The following is a 19,879-nucleotide window of genomic DNA, read 5'->3' as shown; positions in this document are numbered from 1 at the left end:
GGCTCACAGTGCTGAAGATTAACGCGAGGTCTTGTCGCGGTTGGTTCGCTGAATGGCGGCCACATCAATAATCAGCGCCACATTGCCATCGCCCAGAATCGTCGCGGCCGAAATGCCGGGCACCTTGCGGTAGTTGGTTTCCAGATTTTTCACCACCACCTGGTGCTGGCCGACCAGTTGGTCCACCAGCAAGGCAAAGCGCGTTCCTTCGGCCTGCACGATCACGACAATGCCCTGCGTCGGGTTGGTCAGCGCACCGGCCACGTCGAACATCTTGTGCAACTCAACCAGCGCCAGGTATTCGCCGCGTACATGCAGCACCTGCTCATCGGCGGTGATGGCATGGATGTCCTTGGCGTTCGGCTGCAGGGACTCGATGACATAGTTCAGCGGCAGGATGTAGACCTCTTCGCCCACCTTGACCGACATGCCGTTGAGTATCGCCAGCGTCAGCGGCAGCACGATGCGAATGGTGGTGCCACGGCCCTGGCGCGAAGAAATCTCCACATGGCCGCCCATTTCCTGGATGTTGCGCTTGACCACGTCCATGCCAACACCGCGACCAGACACATCGGTCACCGCTTCCGCCGTGGAAAAACCCGGTGCAAAAATCAGTTGCCAGACTTCATCATCCGAGACCGTCTCGCTGATGGCCATGCCTTGCTGGTTCGCCTTGGCCAGAATTCTTTCCCGCACCAGGCCGCCGCCATCATCCTTGACCTCGATCACTATGCTGCCGCCCTGATGCTGGGCAGACAAGGTCAGCTGGCCGACCGGATCCTTGCCGGCAAAAGCGCGCTTTTCGGGGCTCTCGATACCGTGATCCAGGCTGTTTCGTACCAGGTGGGTGATAGGGTCGATGATGCGCTCGATCAGGCTTTTATCCAGCTCGGTTTCCTTGCCGACGGTCACCAGCTGCACCTGTTTGCCCAGCTTGGCCGACAGATCGCGGATCAGGCGCGGGAAGCGGCTGAACACATAGTCCATGGGCATCATGCGTATAGACATCACCGATTCCTGCAGGTCACGGGCGTTGCGCTCCAGGTGGCCCATGCCGCTCAGCAAGCGCTCATGCAGCACCGGATCCAGGCTGGCGGCAGTCTGTGTCAACATTGACTGGGTAATCACCAGCTCGCCGACGAGGTTGATGATCTGATCGACCTTCTCCACATCCACCCGGATCGAGCTCGACTCCTTGCCTGCCACCGCTGCTGCCGCGGCAGCCGGCACCGCCGTCGCCACCGCGGACACGGGAGCGGCAACCGGGCTGGGCGGCGGAGCCTCGCTGACGGCTGGCGGCTCGACTGGCGCAGCCTGGGCCGGCTCAGCTTCGATCGGCTCAGCCTCGGGCGCCGCTGCCGACTCCCTGCTGATATCAATCTGGTCGGTTTCGATAATGAAGCAGCACACGGCAATCACATCGTTCTCATCGCAAGCGGTTTCCAGCCAGAGCGTCAGGCTGTCACCGGTTTCGATGTGCGCGCGCACCGTGCCCAGGTTTGCCAATTCTTCTGCCAGCAGCTTGCGGTCACTTTCCGAGACCCGGCTAAAGCACACTTTCAGCGCTGCCGCCGCACCGGCCTCTGGCGCCGCGTCGGCTTCGACCTTGGTCACCGCAACCGGCTGCGGCGCGGGCACCGGCGCAGCGGCCGGCGCTGCAGCGTCGCCGTTGCCCTCCAGCGCCAGTTGTTTCAGCACGGCGCAGATTCGCGCCACCGTTTCTGGATCTGGCTCAGCGCCATTGCGATAAGCGCTTAATTGTTTTTGCAACACGTCTTTAGTCTCCAAAAAGGCATCCATCAGTTTCAGGCTCAATTTCAGTTCCCCATGACGGGCCCGATCCAGCAGGTTTTCCAGCAGGTGCGTGGTATCGGTCAGGGCCAGAAAACCAAAGGTGGCCGCACCGCCCTTGATTGAATGCGCGGCACGAAAAATGGCATTGAGGTGCTCGATATCCGGCGCCTGCAGATCCAGCCCCAAAAGCAGTTGCTCCATTTCGGCCAGCAACTCATCGGCTTCTTCAAAAAATGTCTGATAAAACTGAGTGATATCCATCTTGTTCAAATCTCTGGTTGGGTTGCTGTCGAAGGCATCAGGACTTCAGGCCTGCGTCAGTGTCATCAGGCTAGTGACCACCGCCAGCAGCGCTTGCGGCTCGACCGGCTTGCCGACCCAGCCGCTGGCGCCAACGCTTCTGGCCTCGGCCTTGCTGGCTTCACTGCAGACCGTACTCACGACCAGGATGGGAACATCCATACCCTGGTCCAGCAGCCGTATCTGGCGTATCAACTCGCCGCCGGCCATGGGCATCATGGTCCAGTCGGTTAACACCAGATGAATCTCGCCCTGGCGAAGCTGGTCAAGCGCGCCCTGGCCGTCTTCGGCCAGCTGCACCCGATAGCCACCGGTCTCAAGAATGGCCGCGTTCAACTGCCGCATGACAGTGGAATCATCGACCACCAAGATCGTTTTTTTCTTCATCAAATCGGCCGTCCTGCTTGAATGGTTGACAGAACGGGTGCGGCGGATCCGGCCATGCCCGATGGCGCGGCACTCAGCTTGGTGCCGCTCTTGACGGCTGAATTGGCCGCATTGGCACGCTCTATTTCCGCCTGGGCGCGGTGATTCAGCACCACGATGCTGATGCGGCGATTGACGGGCGCGAACGGATCGTCTTGATTCAAATGCATGCTTGATGCCACGCCCATGACCCGCAATACTTTCGTGTCCTCCATGCCGCCGGCAATCAGCTCGCGCCGCGACGCATTGGCCCGATCCGCAGACAGCTCCCAATTGCTATATGACTTGTCGCCCTGCGGATACAGCGTCGCATCGGTATGCCCGGACAGGGTGATCTTGTTGGGCTGCTGATTCAGCGCCGGGCCGATCTCGCGCAAGATGGTGCGCATATACGACACCACCACCGCGCTGGAGCGGTCAAACATGGGCCGGTTGCTGCTGTCGACAATCTGAATCCGCAGTCCTTCGGGCGTGATGTCTATCAGCAGCTGTGGCCGAAACAGCTTGAGCTCGGGGTTGGCCTCTATCATCTCGTCCAGCTGCTTTTTCAGCTGGCTCAGACGATTCTCGTCATCGGCATCGCTGTCAGATGCCTTGACTTCCCCCTTGAGTTCAACCGGATCGGCGCCGCCGCCGGGAATCATGCTGGTACTGAGACTGCTTTTATCGCCCCCACTCATCGCTACCTTGAGTGGCATCTTGAAATGCTCGGCAATGCCCGCCAACTGCTTGGGCGTGGAGATGGCCAGCAGCCACATGACCAGGAAAAAAGCCATCATGGCCGTCATGAAGTCGGCATACGCGATCTTCCAGCCGCCGCCATGATGGGCTGCGGCCTTGATCGGGCGCTTGATGATGATGCGGGGTGAAGCTTGACTCATGACAAATCCGTGCGGCGCACCTTAACGGCTCTTGACTTCACGGACGTGGCCGTCCAGCTCGATAAACGAGGGTCGCTCGGTCGAATACAGGATTTTCCGGCCGAACTCCACCGCCAGTTGCGGCGCGTAGCCATTCAGGCTGGCCATCAACGTGACCTTGATGCACTGGTAAACCTTCAGCGATTCAAGCACCCGGTGCTCAATCAGCGAGGCCAGCGGAGAAACAAAACCATAGGCCAGCAAAACCCCCAGAAAGGTACCCACCATGGCATGGGCAATCAGCTCCCCCATGACGGCAGGCGGCAAGTCGGCAGAGGCCAGCGCATGCACCACCCCCAGCACGGCAGCCACGATACCCAGCGCCGGCAGCGCATCACCAACCCGCGCCAGGCTGTGCGCCGGCACTTCGGCCTCATGCTTGTAGGTTTCCAGCTCGTGCTCCATCAACTGCTCGATCTCGAAGGGGTCGGTATTGCCGCTGATGATCAGGCGCAGGTAGTCCGTCAAAAACTCCATCACCCGGGCATCCGCCAGGATTTCCTTGTAAGGCGCAAATAGGGCGCTGCCCTGGGGATCATCAATATCCGCCTCCAGCGCCAGCATGCCGTCCTTGCGCCCCTTGGCCAGCAGCACATAGAGAAGGGCCAGCAGCTCCATATAGAGCGCCTTGTCGTGTTTTTTCGAATTGCGCAGCAGTTTTGGCAATTCCTTCATGGTGGCCCGTATGGTCTTACCGTCGTTGCCGGCAATAAATGCACCCAGCGCAGCGCCACCAATCATCAGCAATTCAAGCGGCTGAAACAGCGCGCCAAAATGCCCGCCCATCAGCGCATATCCGCCAAACACGGACGCAACCACCACCAGATAGCCAACAATTACCAGCACTATGCACTCCCTCTGAAAAATCTCTGACCAGAATAAAAGGTCCAAGCCGCCCTGTGGCCGCTCACACCCGCACCCGATTCATCACCTCGGCCAGCCATTGCGATGACGAGGCCTCGCGGCGGCTCCCGCCAACAAGGCGCGGCCCCTCACGCGGCTCGATCACCTCGCTGCCGACCTTGCGGGTCTTGCCAGCACGCGACGGCGGCCGGCACAAAACACAGACGAAATTGCCTTGCGGTTCATGGGCATGCGCCACGAACAGCCCGGTGCAACGCGTGCAAGGACTGAGCTGCAGCATGCCGCTGTCAAAAAATCGCACCAGTGTCCAGGCCCGTGTGAAGTCCAGCACCGGCTCGCTGCCTTGGCGCGCGACCTGCTCCAGATACAGCTGATAGCTTTTCATCACACCGCTGATCCGCGTGCACTCTCCGTGCGTAACCATGAAGCGGTAGATGTTGTAGAACATCGATGAATGAATGTTGGCCAGCCAGGTCATGAACCAGTCGGTGGAAAACGGCAGCAAGCCCTTGGGCGGCGAGGCGCCCTTGATCTCCTTGTACAGCTTGATCAGGCGATCCCGGCTCAAACTGGTTTCCGCCTCAAGAAACTGCAGCCTGGCCCCCAGCTTGATCAGATCAATCGCCAGATGAATTTCACGCGCCTCCGCCATGACACTTTTAACTGCCATGACGCGCCGCCCCGAAAAACCTGCCTACCGCCACGGCGGCACCTGCCAGAACCAACATCACTGAGCCATCCCGATCTGCTGACCGGACAGCAAAATGGCGGCATGCGCCTGCTGCAAGGCCTGGCTCTTACCGTCATGCATCAGCGCCGACAGCGTTGGATGGTCATCAAATCTGAAACGACACAGCAGAAAACTGGAAGCGGCCAACTTCACAATTTGCGAAATTGACAGGTTGCCCAGCAAATCAGCCAGTTCCCGGCTCAAACCCAAGCGAAACATGGCGGTGGGGACGTCTTCCTTCACCAGCCGCTGCGCCAGCAGCAAATAAGCCAAATTCAAATCACCAATCTCGTTGGTATTAGCAGTCTCAAGCAATTCGCACTCCTAGATAGTTGCTGTTCTGGACGCCGTCAAAGACTAAGAGTCCTCGACGTCAGGCAAGGATGAAGGGATACCCACCCTCGGGTCCGCAGAGCGATTATCTATATGATTTCATCAATTTTTTACACAATTTAAACAATTTCATTGAATTTGTTTCTTTTCAACATCAATGACAATTGTCAAGTTCATGTAAGACAAATTCATGTATTTTGTTTAATTTGATTTAATTGATTCCCATCCGAAGCTGCATCAGCCTCCAGTCGATACAGCCATGCCAGCACTTCGGCAACGGCCACATACAACTGAGGCGGGATCTGCGTATCCAGGTCCACATGCATTAACAACTTCACTAAATCAGGGGACGAGTGGACATACAGGCCACTCTCACGGGCTGACTGAACAATGGCATCTGCCACATCCCCATAACCTTTCGCCACCACGATGGGCGATTTGTGCTTGTCGGCATAAGACAGCGCGACGGCACTGGGCCGATCCGGCCGCCCCTGGGCTCTCAGCGCTTTGTCTATCGCGTTATCCGGCATCAGGCGCCTTCCGCAAGGCTTGCGACGCAGGCGTTGCCGGCAAAACGCCAATCTGCAGACCCGTGAGTTGCAAGCCCGCATCGTCGAGGCATTGGGGTAATTCTTTGCGCCCTTTGCCAAGCAAAGCCACCGTAGTGGCGTCTTTCGCCGCCAAATGCACCTGCAAGGTGTCACTCACCAGACTCAAGCGAACCTCGACTTCCTTGAGGCTGGGCAGAGTAATCGCCAGACGCGTGCTCCAGCTACGCTGGGCGCTATCCACGTCCGCTTCGGCAGACGCCTCGGGGTGGTCCTCATGGACTTCCCATTCCATGGGCGTGCCAGGCCACGCCTCGCCGCCCCAGCGAAAAACCGGCATGGCCAACACCTCTAGCTGCTGGCGCACCAGAGAGACGGCTTCAGGGTGAATGATGGCGCTGCCGTGTTCGCTGCTTCGCACCGGGCTTGAAACGGTTGCCTGAGGCCTGCTCCCCTGCTCAGGCGCCTCTTCCAGTCCTTCCGGCAACACGCGCCCGCCGGCAGCGAAGCCAACATCCGCAGCGCGCTGCACACCATAAGCAGCATCCACCCGACCCGCCGGTCCGGAACGCGGCCCATCAAGGTGCGCTTGCTGCTCTGGCATGCCCGCGCGGGCAGGCTGCGGACTGCCCGGCGCCGGCGCAGGCTCACTCCCCTTTGCCGTCACGGGCGCCGCTGCGCCGTCCACACCGGAGACCGTGCCAGCCAGAGCTGAAATCACCGTCGCAGCCGCCGTCTTCGTCCCCGGGTTCAACCAGGCATCCATGTCGCCTGGCGCGGGCGTCAACAACTCAGGGCGGGTAGAGGCCAGAGGGCCTAAACGTGCCTGTGGCTCCTGCGCCAGCAGCGCCAGGGGCCGCGTCCTCGCGGCAAACTGCTGCAGGTGTGATTCGTAAAACAAACCGCTGCCCGCCACCACCCGCGCCAGGGCGCCCGCCAGTTGCGCAGGCACGGGCGCAGAGGATGCCGTCCACACCGGTGACGTGCCGCGTATCCCGACCGCATCGTCAGGGGCGGCGCCGAGAATCGCACTGATGGCGCGCGCCGCCACACTCAACGTGGTGGCTTCACCAAAACGCGCAGCCTGCTGGGCAGGCGCGGATTCGCGCGTCGCGCCAAAATCCGCACCCAGCAACTGCTGCAGCGCGGCACGCGAAGGCAGTCGGACATCATTGGTGACCGCCGCTGTCCCTGGCACGGCGCCGGGCGCCGCCACATCCGCGGGCAGCTTGAGCGCCAGCAGGGTGTCAACCAAGGGAGGAACAACATTCATGCCAACTGTCCGCGTTATTGGCTGTAAGCCTGGTTCAGGCCGTGGCTACGCCGCATGCTCTCCAGCGTGGCACCCAGTTGCGCGATCTGGGGAGCGATGATGCCCACGATGGCCTCGCGATCGGCCAGCAAGCGGTCAAGCAGCCGGTAGGTGTACAAACGCTGCTGTTCATCCAGCTTTTCAAGCGGCTCGATAATTTTCAGACGCGCAATGAAGGCGCTGCACTGGGCTTCGAGCTCAGGCAAGGCGCCCCACTCTTTTTCCCTGGCCAGGGTCAGCATACGGGCCGCCAGCGGCAGCAGCTGCTCATAACAATGAATGACTTCGCTTTGTGAGCTCATGTCAGGCTCCTGCCGAAAATCGCTGCATTGCAGGGCCATTCGCGGCGTCAGGCATCAGGCCTGGTTTGTGAGGGTCGATTTCGCGCCATGCGGAACTGATGTTGTCCAGCAAGCGATCAGCCTCATCCAGCAAGGTCGGATCGTTGCGCAGATTGGCATACAAAAGACGCTGGGCGATGTAGTCATAAAGCGCCGACAAATTCGCGACAAGTTCAGCGCCCGCCTGCCCCCCCGCTTCCGCATCCAGGCTGGCTTTCAGCCCGTTGGTCACGATATTGATGGCCTTGGAAATGGCGTTGCCTTTGGCCCCAATTTCCTGGCGTGCCATATGGTGGCGCGCCATGGTGATGGCCGTTTTGGCGCCATCAAACAGCATGGTGATCAGTTGGTGCGGCGACGCACTCATGGCGGCCGACTGAAGGCCTATCGTGGCATAACTGCTGGCGCCCGTGCTGGCCGCCGCTTGGGGGGTGTACATAAGGAGACCTTATTTGGAGTTGTTATTCAAGGCATCGAATTGCTGCGTCAGATAGCTGCTGGTCTGGTTCATGCTATTAATCAGCACGTCAAGTTGCGTGAATTGCGCCTTGTAGCGCGCCACCGTGGCATCGACCCGGTCCGACGTCGCCGTATATTGCTTCGCTAGGGAATCCAGCGTCGTATTGATACCCTTGGTCGCCATGGCCAAGGAACCACCCGTGGTATCGGTATAACCGGTAATCAGCGCCGCCATCTTGGCGCCGTAGCTGCCGGCGCCACCCGAAAACAGATGGGCCACGCCGCTCATTTTGCCGTTCAACGCGGCCGTCAGCTTGGTCGAATCCAACGCCAGCGAGCCGTCCTTCTGAAACGAGACGCCGATCTGCGACAAGGTCGTCAGACCGCTGCCATCGTCCGATTGCGCGGCGGTCAGCGCCGAGCGGATGCCCACCTGGATATTGCGCAAGGTCGAGTCCCCCATCAGGACAGCCCCCGTCTTGCTGCTGGCATCAAACGCAGTCAACTGCTTGGCGACACCCTGCAAGCTGTTATAGGCATTCACAAAAGCAGCGACCGCGTTTTGCACGATGCCTGCATCCTGTTGCACTGACAGCGTGCTACTACCAAGCTTGGACACGGTCATGGTGACATCCTGCACCGCTCCCGCCACGCTATTCGTGGCGCTGGTAATGGCAATGCCGTTCACCGTCAATTTGGTATTTTGCGCGGCAGCAGTTTGCTCCAGCTTCGGTCCTGCCGGATTGTTGGTCAGCAAGCTCGACAGGGCAGCGTCACCGGCAGGGTGATCGGCGTCGCCAGAGACCGTGATCCGCATGCTCGACGCCTCACCGGTCTGCTTGGAGGTCAATACCAGCCGGTAGGGCGAGGCACTGCCATCATTGACGATAGAGGCCGTCACACCGATGGCTGCGTCATTGATCTTTTTGGCAATATCCGCCAGCGAACTGTGCGCCGGATCAATGTCGATCGACTTGGTGCGTGTGGCATCAGCATCAGCGGCAAAAGAGGCTCCGGTCGTCGTGCCGAATTCAAACGTCACCGTGGTCGGCGTCGCCGCCGCAACCACATCGCCAATATTGGTGTTGCTCGTGGCCACGCCAGCCGCCGCCAGCGACTGCGCTTGCGACATTTGCGTCACATTGACCGCATAAGTGCCGCTCTGAGCGGTAGACAGGGCCGTCGCCGTCAGTACATCGGAAGCCGTCGAGCCGGCCTTGACGCCCTGGAACAGGTCTGGCTTGGCCAGTGCCGCCGCAGCAGTCTGCAGCGCACTCAAGGCACTGCCGAGCTTGCCATAGGCCGTCAGTTTGGTGGTGTAGCTGGTTTGCTGTTGCTGAAGCGCGACCAGCGGCGCCTGCTCGCCTTTCTTGAGGTTGGCCAGCAAGGTATTCAAATCAAGGCCTGAGCCGATGCCGAGGGAGGAAACTGAAGCCATATTAATTCCTGTTCTTTCTGTTCTGAAGGACCCCGACAACCCCGTAGGTCGGGTTAGCCGAAGGCGCAACCCGACATCTGCGCTTGCTGCGGCTTCGGGGACATGTCGGGTTACGCTCCGCTAACCCGGCCTACAAAAGCCCGCGCAACATCACACAGACTGCGCAAACAACAAGCCTTTCAGGTTGTCCATGGCCTTGGAAATGCGCACCACCTCCTCGGTGGGAATCTGGCGCACCACCTTGCCGCTGTCCTGGTCGACCACCTTGACGATGACATCCTTGTAATCGGGGTCTATCTGGAACTGCACGCTGATCGACATGCTGGCCAGCATCTGGTTGATCTCCTCCAGCGATTGCCGGGTCTGCTCACTGCTGAGTTTTGCGGCACCGCCGTCCCTGGCATCGGCAGCAACGGCCGTCGCTGACGCAGCGGACAGCGCACCATGAGCCTTGGCGTCCGCCTCGGACTGGGTTGTTTTCTGGTTCTGAGGCAGTGGCTGCAAGCTTGTTCCGGCACTGACTGGATCGGTTGAAATTGACATTTTCTACTTCCATTTAAAGCGCTGCCCGCTCACGCCTGAAAAAATCAAGCGTGAGCGGGCAGCGCAATCGGATCATTTCCAATCCAATTGGCTGACCATTTTGCAAGCGGCGGCCCGAAAGCCGCCGCCCCTCCCGCGTCAACGCCCGGCCTTAGGAGGCCGGGCGTTGACGAATGCGCCGACTTATTGCAGCAGCGACAACACGCCTTGCGTCGACTGGTTGGCCTTGGCCAACACAGACGTACCGGCTTGTTGCAGGATCTGCGAGCGCGTCATGTTGGACACTTCGGTCGCGTAGTCGGCATCTTCAATGCGCGAACGCGAAGAAGACAGGTTGGTCACCGTGGTGCCGAGGTTGGAGATCACCGAGTCAAAACGGTTTTGCACCGCACCCAGATCGCCGCGCAGGTCGTCGACTTTTTTCAGCGCGGCATCGATGGCGGCCAATGGGTTGGCGGTACTACCCGAGGCTGTGACCAGGCTGGCGGGCGTGATCTTCGACGTGTCGACAGCGAAGGCAGCGGTGCCTGCAGTCGTCGTCGTGTCAGCTGATTGCGGGTCAATCGCCACATAACGGTACATCGCGGTGCCATCGGTTGCACCGGTAAACCCTTGATTGATCAAGGACGCCGTCTCACCCGCGCCACTTGGTACGATTTTAACTTCAGCATACAGGGTGCCATTTTTGTCGGTAACGGCAGTTCCGGTGAGCGTTGCGCCGCCTGCGGCCAGGCCCAGGGCGGTCGACAGGTCATCGGTGGTTTTTTCCGTGACGGCAGTCAGCGTGATGGCGGTGGTCGCACCGTAAAAGCCTTGCAGCTGAGTCGCTGAAGGTGCGTCGGACGAAGAAGCAGCAGTCACACCGTCAAAGGCAGTTGTCGCGGTGGCAACAGGGCCACTCACGTTGAAGTTTTGCATGCCCAAGGTCTTGATGCTGATTTCCTTCAGGCCGATGGAAATGGTTTCGCCGTCGTTGGCGCCCACTTGAATGTTCAGGGTCTTGGCGGAGGCCGACAGCACCTTGGTGCCGTTGAAATCGGTTTGCGCGGAAGTGCGGTCGATTTCAGCCATACGCTGGGTAATTTCAGCCTGGATCGAAGCCTTGTCAGCGCCAGAGTTGGAGCCGTTGGAGGCCTGCACCGTCAACTCGCGCACACGTTGCAGATTGGTGTTGATTTCGTTCAACGCGCCTTCAGTGGTTTGCGCCAGCGAGATGCCGTCGTTGGCATTGCGCTGGGCTTGCGTCAGGCCCTTGATGTTGGCGGTGAAGCGGTTGGCGATGGCCTGACCGGCGGCATCGTCCTTGGCGCTGTTGATGCGCAGGCCGGAAGACAGGCGCTGGATCGAGGTGGTCAACGACGACTGTGATTTGTTGAGGTTGTTCTGCGTGAGCAGTGAGAGCGAATTGGTATTGATGATTGATGACATGAGAGACTCCTGAAGACAAAGGTTATGGACTCCGGCTAAACCGCCGTCACGCTGGCCTTGCCTGCAGAAACAGTTTGCAAGCCACCGTTATTCAGGTTATCGGCCAGGGTTTGGAAAACCTTTAGAGCTGCGCGTGAAAATTTTTTCTTGCTGTTTGAAAATCTGACTGTATCGGCTTCGTATCTTCGTAGGTCGGCTTAGCGCAGCGTAAGCCGACATCGGCGCTTGCTACGGCTGCGGGGGGGGGATGTCGGGTTACGCCTGCGGCTAACCCGACCTACGGGAAAGGGGGGGCATGGCTCGGTTTGATTACGGCTACAAGCGTATCAAGAAATGGGCCGGCGACATGGCGGCAACTGGCGCTGAAAGGCGCGGTTGTTTGGTGCATTGCGGGGCGCATTTATGCATGAAATACGCCTCAAGCGCCCAATGTTAACGTGCGCTTATAGCTATAAATAACATAGCGTATTCGTAGGTCAGGTTAGCCCAAAGGGCGTAACCCGACATCAGCGCTTTCCGCGATGTTCACCGGGAGTGTCGGCTTACGCTGCGCTAACCCGACCTACGAGACGGGTGTATCAGGAGATGCCTCTAATCTTTAGACAGCGGCGATGACAACTGAAGAAACAAGGCACTCCCCATCACGAAGGCGACATCGATTTTGTCCTGATGTTCGGCCAAAAATTCATCGCCTACCCTTTGCGGACCATCGCCATACGGCCAGATATAGTCGTCCACAACAATCCACCCGCCGGCCACCACCAAGCCGCCCCAAGCCGAAATATCGGCCTTGGCTGCGGCATAGCTATGATTTCCGTCTATATGCAGAATCGCGATCTCCCCCTCATAACGTGTGGTTCCAAACGATGCTGTCGTGACATCCCTGTGCGCACGATAATGCTGCGCGCCGTCGGTCGACGGCATCCGTAAATAATTCACCTGATTGGCGTTGTAAGGCAGCAGGTTCATTTCAAAAATGGCCAGCGCCTCCTCCGCATCCATCTGTGCGGACGCGATATCCACCATGCCTGTTTCATCGTTCTGCACCAGATGTGCATTCGACCAGGGATCGACGCACAAAAGCTTGCCAATAGCGTAACAACGCGCCAGTCTGGCCAGAATGAAGGCTGATTTGCCCCACCAGCTGCCGATCTCGACGACGTCTCCGGCTGGGCTGCGACGGGCAATTTCGCACAGGACGCAGAATTTCTCGTGGTCACACATGCCGGGAATGACGTCTGCATGCCGAAACAAGGCCGCCAGTTCAATCGCTGACATGGACGGCGTGGCAGCAACATTCGAAGCCAGCGGCAACGGCTTGTTGCGTAGCCTGTCGGCATGACTGCGGGCGGCACGGTAGCCGCTCAACTCCACATTGACCGGAGAGCCGTTCACCAGAGTCACGCCTGGAGCCAGTTCATTCAGAGCGCGATTCAAATAATCCCAGACCACTGGGTTGGGCGAATAAATTTCCTCAATATTGAATTCTGAAATCGCTTGTTTCAATGCCTCATTAAACTCCGGCTGGGTGACGAAAGGAAGCGACAACCATGCCGGATATTTTTCCCGCGAAGCATCCAAAGCCAACGACGAAGCGCCGATCACAGCCTGCCCTTCGTGCAGACATTTTTGTAGATATTCAAGCGAACGCGGCATACCACCTGGGAAAATCAAGATGGGTTTTTCACCGCTGCCATCATTTTTATTACTCGATTTCAATTTTATATCTCAATGTGAAATTCAACGCATTTGGCTAATGCCTTGAATAAGTTAGCGGACTGGCAAGCCACCTCGTGCCGATGCTATTTCGTTATTTCTTCACCAACTTCAAACACAAACCATATAGAAGTTTTAACAGTTAAACGACATCAATGTGTAGATGTACCATCAAGTGTTGGACCAAATTTCTCTACTGTTGTGACGATCTTTTCTTGATCCAGCCTGGCGTTAAAGGGACGTATAGTTAGTATTTTTTCAACTTTTAGAGCCAGCGCCACATCAAATTGAGCAGGGTTATCAAAGGTGGCTAACCACTTCAGGCTTGGCAAGGCTGAGAGTTCATTCGGATAGCTCTCAAACTTGTTTCTGGCAATGTTGAGTTTCTCTAAATTTTTTAATTTAGAGAAACTAACAGGAAGTGAACTTAATTCATTTTGATACAACGTAAGCTGCTGTAGGCTTTCAAGATCGCCTATAGAGGCTGGCAGTTCACGGAGCATATTTTTATGTAGCCTTGTTGCTTTTAGTTTTTTTAGCTCACCAAATGCATCGGGTAATTCCTCAATCTTATTACTTACAAAAGTTAAGTATTCAAGATTCTTTAAGTTGGCAATTTCAGGCGGAATCAGTTTGACATTTGAAAGCCCCCAGCTAAAGGCGCGCAGACTATGGAACTGCCAAATGAAGGAAGGAATTTCCCGAATACGATTGAGGTAAAGATTGAGGTAGTCCAAATTCCTCATTCCTGAAAAATCTGAAGGAAAACTACTGATCTCATTCTTATGCACTAGAAATGTACGCATATTGGAAAACTTGCCAATAAAGCTGGGCAAAATTTGCAACTTGTTAACCGCAAGATTTAAATACCGCAAATCGCTAATTTTCTCTACCCATTGCGGAACTACTTTCAAGAAATTTGAACCGAGATCAAGGTGGGTTAGCTGTACCAAGTCTCCCATTTTTGCAGGCGTGCTCAATACCATACATCGCCGCAAATCGAGAACCCGTAGCGAGGTAAGACGTGAAATCAGTGCAAGGATTTCTTCTTTCTCTTGCGTCGTGTGATGACGTATGAGCCCTTCAAAAATATATTCGCTCGATGTCAAATGCAGTTCAACAACATTGTCATTTTCAAGTGAATAACGAAACTCGCGCCCCACCTTGCGCTTGAGTTCCCGCAGGATGTCGAGATCGTTCATTGCATCTCCATGACTGCGCGATTAAGCAGGTCACACCAGCGCGTCAGACCACCCCAATCCTTGCGAGGAAGGCTATCCATCGAAAATGGCTCGACAAATTCACGCCCATTCCATAATTTTAGATGGTGCTGCATTATTCGCAGCGCGCCAAACTCGAAGTCGTCATACCCATAGTAATTCCCAAGTTCACAAATGGCGTATGGCTTGCCTTGCAAGTCAAGTTGATATCGAACGAAAAAATTCTCCATGTCGACTTGGAGCTCCCCATCACCCCATGTTGAAGCGAGAAATATCAGCAGGTCGTATTGTCTGAGCAAGGTCTCATCGAGAACGGTGCTGATATCAATCACGGCAACCGCAAACTGCAAAAGCTCCGGCAACCGGCTTGCAACAAGGCGTGAGTTACCAAGGTTCGATCCATAAAGCACCAATCCCCTCATGCTTTTACCCTGCATACGCAATAAATAGCACTCGTAAGGTCAGGATATGCGAGTCCTAGCTGATACAAGCCCTCAATGTGTTGGTCACCAAGAATACCGGCTGTATAAAGTTCATCCATCTGGTAGTCAGCCAGAACTTTTAGCATGAGTCCGCCTTGATCAATACATTCGAAACCAGCCAGCTCCAGCTCACGGTTAAGACGCTGCCGATCATATGCACGAACGTGGCCATGATTTTTATCGTTCTGAGTTAACACATAAAGGTCGTCGATAAGCCCCATATGTAGAGCTAGTTGGCGCGAAAGCACCCGCACATTGGGCACAGTCACAAACAACAGCCCCCCCTCCGCAAGCAATGAGCGTACTCTGCGTAATACCAATTGCGCATCAACAAGATGGGTGAGTATCCAGGTCGCAATTATTCGATCAAACCGCTCGTCCGTAGAAAAATTCTCAATCATTGAATGGTGCAAGGTCACCTTTCCAAGATTGCGCGAGCGTACTTCATCGAGAAAACATTCAGTGGCTTCAACAACCATTAGGCGATCCAATCGTTGGACCAGCATTTCAGTCATTTGCCCATCTGAGCAGCCAATTTCTAACCCGCTATGCGTGCTTTGCAGCCATGGTTCAATGGTGCGGATGCAGAGTTTTCGCATCACATCATCTTGCGGGGAGCGACGTCTGTACGTGGCGGTCACCTGCTCCAATAGAGCTTGCTGACTCTGCAAGTCTTGTTGCCTATTACCCATGTTGGATCAAACCGATTTAGGACGACAGACAGAAAAAAGCGCACCACACAAATCTGGATATTCCAGCCCAAGCTTGTACAAACCATCAATTTGCGGATCTTTAAGCATGCCATCATCTATTAACTTGTCTAGCTGGAAGTCTGCCAGAATCTTCAACATAAGCCCTCCCTCAGCGACTGTATTGAACCCTGCACGCTGCAACTCACGATTTATGTTGATGCGGTCATAAACACGCCGATGACCATTTACAAGATCATTTTGCGTGAGAGCCTTGAGGTCTGAAATCAGGCCCATATGCATTGCAAGTTGTCGCGAAAGCGCCCTTGCATTTGGCACGGTCACAAACAAAATTCCATCTGGCTTCAACATTTTTTTAACCATATCTAGTACCAATGATGGATCAAGTACATGCTCTAGAATAAAGCTGGCAAAAACATAGTCGTATCGGATATTTGATGAATATTCTTCAAATAATGAAAGAACGTAATTGACGTTCGTAGCCTCCCGTTTTTTTGCCTCTTCCAGAAAACTGGATGAGCCGTCCACTACGTCAAGGGAATCGAGTTTGCCTGCAAGCATCTGAGTCATATAACCATCAGAACAACCCAGTTCAAGCCCCTTTCCTCGGCAGATGAAGGGCTCAAAAGTACGAAAGACAAGCTCTCGCATCACCCGAGTCTGCGATGAATGATCAACCGTATAGGTCGAATAAACTTTGTTGAGAAATACCTTCTCTTCCTGTAAATTAGATGGCAATAGGCTATTTTGGGACATTACATTTCTTTCAAAAATTGAATACGCTAGTTGATGCCATTCACATCGTGCATTACGCTCGCTTCACTAAATCCGCCTTCCACCAAATGCACCATACGAATCAAATCTGAAGTGCTATAGCGCTGGTCGCAGGGTAAAGGCAGGCAGTTATTAACCATAAGATACTCAATTGAATTCACCTTTACTCTTGCCATTACTTCAGGCCAGTATGCTGCAATGAATATGCGCTCTGCAATTAGTCGTTCACGCAAGCCGTGACCCTGAATAAAAAACGGATAACATAATGGGCCATCGATTTTTGTAAAATCAACATCAAAACCGTTTAGACGCTGCAGCCTTTGATGCAGAAAGTTAAAATTTGTATTTCGACGATGTTTGATCGTCTCATCGTCAATGCTGGCAAGTAAACGCTTTGACAAACTCGACATCCTGCGTGGCAGGGTATCGTTCAAACTTTCCTCTGCCCGCTGAAAATCGGCATAGCCGTCTTCAGCGGTCGTATCGAGTCGTTGTAGTAAATGGGTGCAGCGGCCTACCGATTCGCTGTCTAGCTGTTCCGGCTCGCTGACGTTTAAGTCGGTATGCAGCAGTCCGCCATCTGGCAAGCCAAAAAATTTTCTGGGTGAGTAGATAGTTGCCAGACAATTTTGGGGGCTGGCGAAAAAAGCTTGCGAGTGATCCATGATCAATTGCGATGGATTGAAGCGCTTTAACAGTTGCCCCTCCTGTTCGCCGCACAAGCCAAAATAATTCACGTAAAGCAGCCAGTCCTGCGGCGCCAAGGTGACCGACTCCACCACGCCAAGACGCTGGTCCAGATCGTAAAAAATGATCTCAATGCCAAGCGCATGCAGCGGCGCAAGCATGGCGTCGCAGATGTACTTGGGCATCCAGACCCGGGGCGGCTGCCCCACATTTAGCAGCGCATGAAACGCCGCACGGGCCGATTGAAAACGGATCGCATGCTGGGGTAGAGGATAGACAGCCACCGGCAGTTCCAGCTCAAAATAACCGCCAATGGCTTTGCTCATTCCGTTACGCATCGCGCTCTCCCGCGCTGACATGCATAGGGTTGTTCCTAGGCGACACCAAATGAAAGGCATCAAGGTGCTGCCTGATCGCCATCGGCCCTACTGCCATTAGCGCATCAATGATCGACAGATAGGGCACAAAGCTGTCGGCTCTTTGTTGGTAAAACACAGGCTGCATGACGATGAAACGAAGGTCTAAGCCGGCGCTGCGAAAGGCATCGCCAGCGTAAAGGGTTTGACCACCCTGCAGATTGATGTAATTGCTGGCGTCTTCTTTTTTACAGATATCCAGCACTCGCGCCTGTCCTGACAAGTCCGCATTTTCATAGCAACTACTACTCAGCACGAACTCGGTTTTAATTCCCATGAAAGCAGCCAATGTCTGAAGCTGGTTCGCCAGATACTCTGACAGCGTGTTCGTTTCGTGCCGGATCAGCTGTTCAACAACGGGGAACACCTCTGCAAAACAGGCAGCTTTGCGATAGGTGGTTGCCACCGTTTTGACCAGTTTGTCTCGCCACAACGGTGCAGGCTGCAAGCTCGTGTCGCAAATCCGTTTATACGGAGACGCTTGTTGCAGCGGCGCCGTGAAAAAGACAGGTTCACCATTGATCAACAGACGATTACGGTTGATCCATCCGCCCTTGATGTAATTGACATCGTCATAAATGACGAAACGATCCACGGCGTGGATCAATTGCCAATAGCCGATATAGGGGAAGAAGTACGGCTGCATGACCGCCAGTCTGCTCATGCGCCCCTCTGCCCCGCAATGATGCGCAGAACAAAATCGATCTGTTCGCTGGTGAGCGTCGGATAAATCGGCAGGCAGATCACCTCGCTCGCCGCCTTGCTCGCCACCGGCAAATTCGACCTCGCCGCCGATGGTAGGCCGCGATACATGGGGAAATCGCTGATCAATGGATAGAAGTAACGCCGCGCATACACGCCACAGTCGCGCAGTTTCTGGAACAACGCATCACGACTCATCGGATATTCAGGCCGCACCAGGATTGGGAAGTAAGCGTAGTTGGCGACCTGTTCGCCCACATCCGGCAGGCAATGAATGCCGGTGACCGCCGCCAAGCCTGCGCGGTAGCGGGCATCTACCGCTTGCCGTTGCTGCAGCGCTGCGTCTATGCCTTTGAGTTGCAGCAAGCCGAAGGCGGCATTGACCTCGCTCATTTTTCCGTTGATGCCTGGCGCCACAACCGTGACTTCATCCACAATGCCAAAATTTTTCAGGTTGTCGATACGCTGTTTGGTTTTAGCATCGTGGCAAACAATCGCCCCGCCTTCGAAAGTATTGAACACCTTGGTCGCATGAAAACTCAGCACCGACAGGTCGCCGTGGTTGAGCACGCTGACGCCATCGGTTTGCACACCAAACGCGTGCGCGGCGTCATAGATCACCTTCAGGCCATAGTTGTCGGCAATTTTCTGGATGCGCGCCACATCGCACGGATGTCCGTAGCAATGCACCGGCATGATGGCGGTGGTTTGCGGCGTAATGGCGGCTTCGATTTTGGCCGGGTCAAGGTTGAGCGTGATCGGGTCGATGTCGACAAACACCGGCCGAATGCCATTCCATAACAGGGAGTGACTGGTCGCGACAAACGAATAAGGCGTGGTGATCACTTCGCCCGTGATGCGCAGCGCTTGCAGGGCGGTCATCAGCGCCAATGTGCCGTTGCTAAACAGCGCAATGTGTTTTACCCCCAAGTAATCGCACAACGCCTGTTCCAGTTGCTGGTGAAACGGGCCGCCATTGGTCAGCCACTTGTTCTCCCAGATTTTTTCCAAATAAGGAATGAACTCTGCGAGTGGCGGCAAGTGGGGTTGCGTTACATAAATCGGCGGTATTTCGTGGGCGGCTGTCATGCCTTTTCCTCCTGCATCGCGTTGTGCATGTTCTGCGCACTCGCACAGTTCGCGTCAAAGGATTCAGCCGGCAAGCCGGCACACCAGCGCTGCCACATGGTGCGCAAGGCGCGTTCCATACCGGTGGCGATGATTTCAGGCTGACCTGGCGCCGACTGCGCAAAACGCTCGCGCAGCCCGCTGCGCAGGTTCGCCAACGTCGAGAAATCAGCCGCCAGCGACAAGCCCTGCCGCACGAATGCCGCTGCGTCCTGCGCGACAAACACTTCCAGCCCGACATGACCCAGAATCCCGGCGCCGGTGCGGCCCGCGACTGTACTCCCGGCCAGGGTCAGCGTCGGCACGCCCATCCACAGCGCATGGTAGGTGGTGGTACCGCCGTTATAAGGAAAGGTATCCAGGCAGACATCGACCTGGTGGTGCAGCGCCAGATAATTTCGCATGCCCGAACGTGGATGAAAATCAAGCCGCTCACGAGCAATCCTCTCTTCGGCAAACCAGGCTGTCAGCGTGTCGTATTGATCGTCCTCGCGCATCGCCCCCAGCACCATGCGCGAGTCAGGCAAAGCGCGCAGCAGCTGCGACCACAGCGCGATCACGGCACGGCTGATTTTGCTCGGACGGTTGAAGCTGCCGAAGGTCAGATA

Annotated in this window: 21 protein-coding genes and 1 pseudogene; all 22 read right to left on the bottom strand. The window is 55.8% G+C overall.

The features are described from left to right. Window positions 1–18: 18 nt before the first annotated feature. A complete protein-coding gene (gene cheA, locus BM160_RS19875; protein ID WP_092007904.1) occupies window positions 19–2,055 on the bottom strand; it encodes a chemotaxis protein CheA in 2,037 nt (678 codons plus the stop codon). Window positions 2,056–2,100: 45 nt separating this feature from the next. Continuing rightward, window positions 2,101–2,481 (bottom strand): response regulator, encoded by a 381-nt coding sequence (locus BM160_RS19870; protein WP_092007903.1) that lies wholly within the window; start codon window positions 2,479–2,481, stop codon window positions 2,101–2,103. Then, window positions 2,481–3,401, bottom strand: coding sequence for a flagellar motor protein MotB (motB, locus tag BM160_RS19865; protein WP_092007902.1), 921 nt, complete (start codon window positions 3,399–3,401; stop codon window positions 2,481–2,483). The genes BM160_RS19870 and motB overlap by 1 nt, the downstream gene beginning before the upstream one ends. A gap of 21 nt (window positions 3,402–3,422) precedes the next feature. After that, the gene (gene motA / locus BM160_RS19860) at window positions 3,423–4,286 is read right to left on the bottom strand and encodes a flagellar motor stator protein MotA (RefSeq protein WP_092007901.1); all 864 of its coding nucleotides are present in this window, start codon (window positions 4,284–4,286) and stop codon (window positions 3,423–3,425) included. Between the two features lie 61 nt (window positions 4,287–4,347). Further along, window positions 4,348–4,974 carry a flagellar transcriptional regulator FlhC gene (gene flhC / locus BM160_RS19855; RefSeq protein WP_092007900.1) on the bottom strand — a complete coding sequence of 209 codons (627 nt, stop codon included), beginning with the start codon at window positions 4,972–4,974 and terminating at the stop codon, window positions 4,348–4,350. 57 nt (window positions 4,975–5,031) lie between these two features. Beyond that, on the bottom strand, window positions 5,032–5,349 hold the full coding sequence (gene flhD, locus BM160_RS19850) for a flagellar transcriptional regulator FlhD (protein ID WP_092007899.1): 318 nt from the start codon (window positions 5,347–5,349) through the stop codon (window positions 5,032–5,034). 206 nt (window positions 5,350–5,555) lie between these two features. Further along, window positions 5,556–5,897: an EscU/YscU/HrcU family type III secretion system export apparatus switch protein gene (locus tag BM160_RS19845; RefSeq protein ID WP_092007898.1), complete on the bottom strand. Its 342-nt coding sequence runs from the start codon at window positions 5,895–5,897 to the stop codon at window positions 5,556–5,558. Further along, on the bottom strand, window positions 5,887–7,188 hold the full coding sequence (locus BM160_RS19840) for a flagellar hook-length control protein FliK (RefSeq protein ID WP_092007897.1): 1,302 nt from the start codon (window positions 7,186–7,188) through the stop codon (window positions 5,887–5,889). Before BM160_RS19840 ends, BM160_RS19845 begins: the two co-directional genes overlap by 11 nt. A 14-nt stretch (window positions 7,189–7,202) precedes the next feature. Beyond that, window positions 7,203–7,529, bottom strand: a complete 327-nt coding sequence (locus tag BM160_RS19835) for a flagellar protein FliT (protein ID WP_177219086.1) — start codon at window positions 7,527–7,529, stop codon at window positions 7,203–7,205. A 1-nt stretch (window position 7,530) separates the two neighbouring features. Continuing rightward, window positions 7,531–8,007, bottom strand: coding sequence for a flagellar export chaperone FliS (gene fliS / locus BM160_RS19830; RefSeq protein WP_092007895.1), 477 nt, complete (start codon window positions 8,005–8,007; stop codon window positions 7,531–7,533). A 9-nt stretch (window positions 8,008–8,016) separates the two neighbouring features. Next, entirely contained in the window at window positions 8,017–9,465 is a 1,449-nt protein-coding gene (gene fliD, locus BM160_RS19825) for a flagellar filament capping protein FliD (protein ID WP_092007894.1), read from the bottom strand. A gap of 150 nt (window positions 9,466–9,615) precedes the next feature. Next, window positions 9,616–10,008 (bottom strand): flagellar protein FlaG, encoded by a 393-nt coding sequence (locus BM160_RS19820; protein WP_092007893.1) that lies wholly within the window; start codon window positions 10,006–10,008, stop codon window positions 9,616–9,618. Between the two features lie 183 nt (window positions 10,009–10,191). Then, window positions 10,192–11,436, bottom strand: a complete 1,245-nt coding sequence (locus tag BM160_RS19815; protein ID WP_092007892.1) for a FliC/FljB family flagellin — start codon at window positions 11,434–11,436, stop codon at window positions 10,192–10,194. Between the two features lie 591 nt (window positions 11,437–12,027). Then, window positions 12,028–13,155, bottom strand: a complete 1,128-nt coding sequence (locus tag BM160_RS19810; protein WP_092007891.1) for a class I SAM-dependent methyltransferase — start codon at window positions 13,153–13,155, stop codon at window positions 12,028–12,030. A gap of 149 nt (window positions 13,156–13,304) precedes the next feature. Then, window positions 13,305–14,354, bottom strand: a complete 1,050-nt coding sequence (locus tag BM160_RS19805; protein ID WP_092007890.1) for a leucine-rich repeat domain-containing protein — start codon at window positions 14,352–14,354, stop codon at window positions 13,305–13,307. Continuing rightward, the gene (locus BM160_RS19800) at window positions 14,351–14,794 is read right to left on the bottom strand and encodes a flavodoxin family protein (protein ID WP_177219085.1); all 444 of its coding nucleotides are present in this window, start codon (window positions 14,792–14,794) and stop codon (window positions 14,351–14,353) included. Before BM160_RS19800 ends, BM160_RS19805 begins: the two co-directional genes overlap by 4 nt. After that, window positions 14,791–15,546 (bottom strand): class I SAM-dependent methyltransferase, encoded by a 756-nt coding sequence (locus BM160_RS19795; RefSeq protein ID WP_092007888.1) that lies wholly within the window; start codon window positions 15,544–15,546, stop codon window positions 14,791–14,793. The genes BM160_RS19800 and BM160_RS19795 overlap by 4 nt, the downstream gene beginning before the upstream one ends. A gap of 6 nt (window positions 15,547–15,552) precedes the next feature. Further along, on the bottom strand, window positions 15,553–16,320 hold the full coding sequence (locus BM160_RS19790; protein WP_092007887.1) for a class I SAM-dependent methyltransferase: 768 nt from the start codon (window positions 16,318–16,320) through the stop codon (window positions 15,553–15,555). A 26-nt stretch (window positions 16,321–16,346) separates the two neighbouring features. Then, a complete protein-coding gene (locus BM160_RS19785) occupies window positions 16,347–17,351 on the bottom strand; it encodes a hypothetical protein (protein ID WP_092007915.1) in 1,005 nt (334 codons plus the stop codon). 4 nt (window positions 17,352–17,355) lie between these two features. Further along, a complete protein-coding gene (locus tag BM160_RS19780) occupies window positions 17,356–18,105 on the bottom strand; it encodes a WbqC family protein (RefSeq protein ID WP_092007886.1) in 750 nt (249 codons plus the stop codon). Then, entirely contained in the window at window positions 18,102–19,232 is a 1,131-nt protein-coding gene (gene vioA, locus BM160_RS19775) for a dTDP-4-amino-4,6-dideoxy-D-glucose aminotransferase VioA (protein ID WP_092007885.1), read from the bottom strand. Before vioA ends, BM160_RS19780 begins: the two co-directional genes overlap by 4 nt. Then, window positions 19,229–19,879 (bottom strand): annotated as a pseudogene (locus tag BM160_RS19770) (glycosyltransferase); the annotation flags it as partial. The gene vioA and the pseudogene BM160_RS19770, both read right to left, overlap by 4 nt.

Origin of the sequence: Polaromonas sp. OV174 (genome assembly GCF_900112285.1) — a bacterium.
GTDB lineage: Bacteria > Pseudomonadota > Gammaproteobacteria > Burkholderiales > Burkholderiaceae_C > Polaromonas.
The sequence above is the reverse complement of the archived record's forward strand: the minus strand, read 5'-3'. Positions and strand labels throughout refer to the sequence as shown.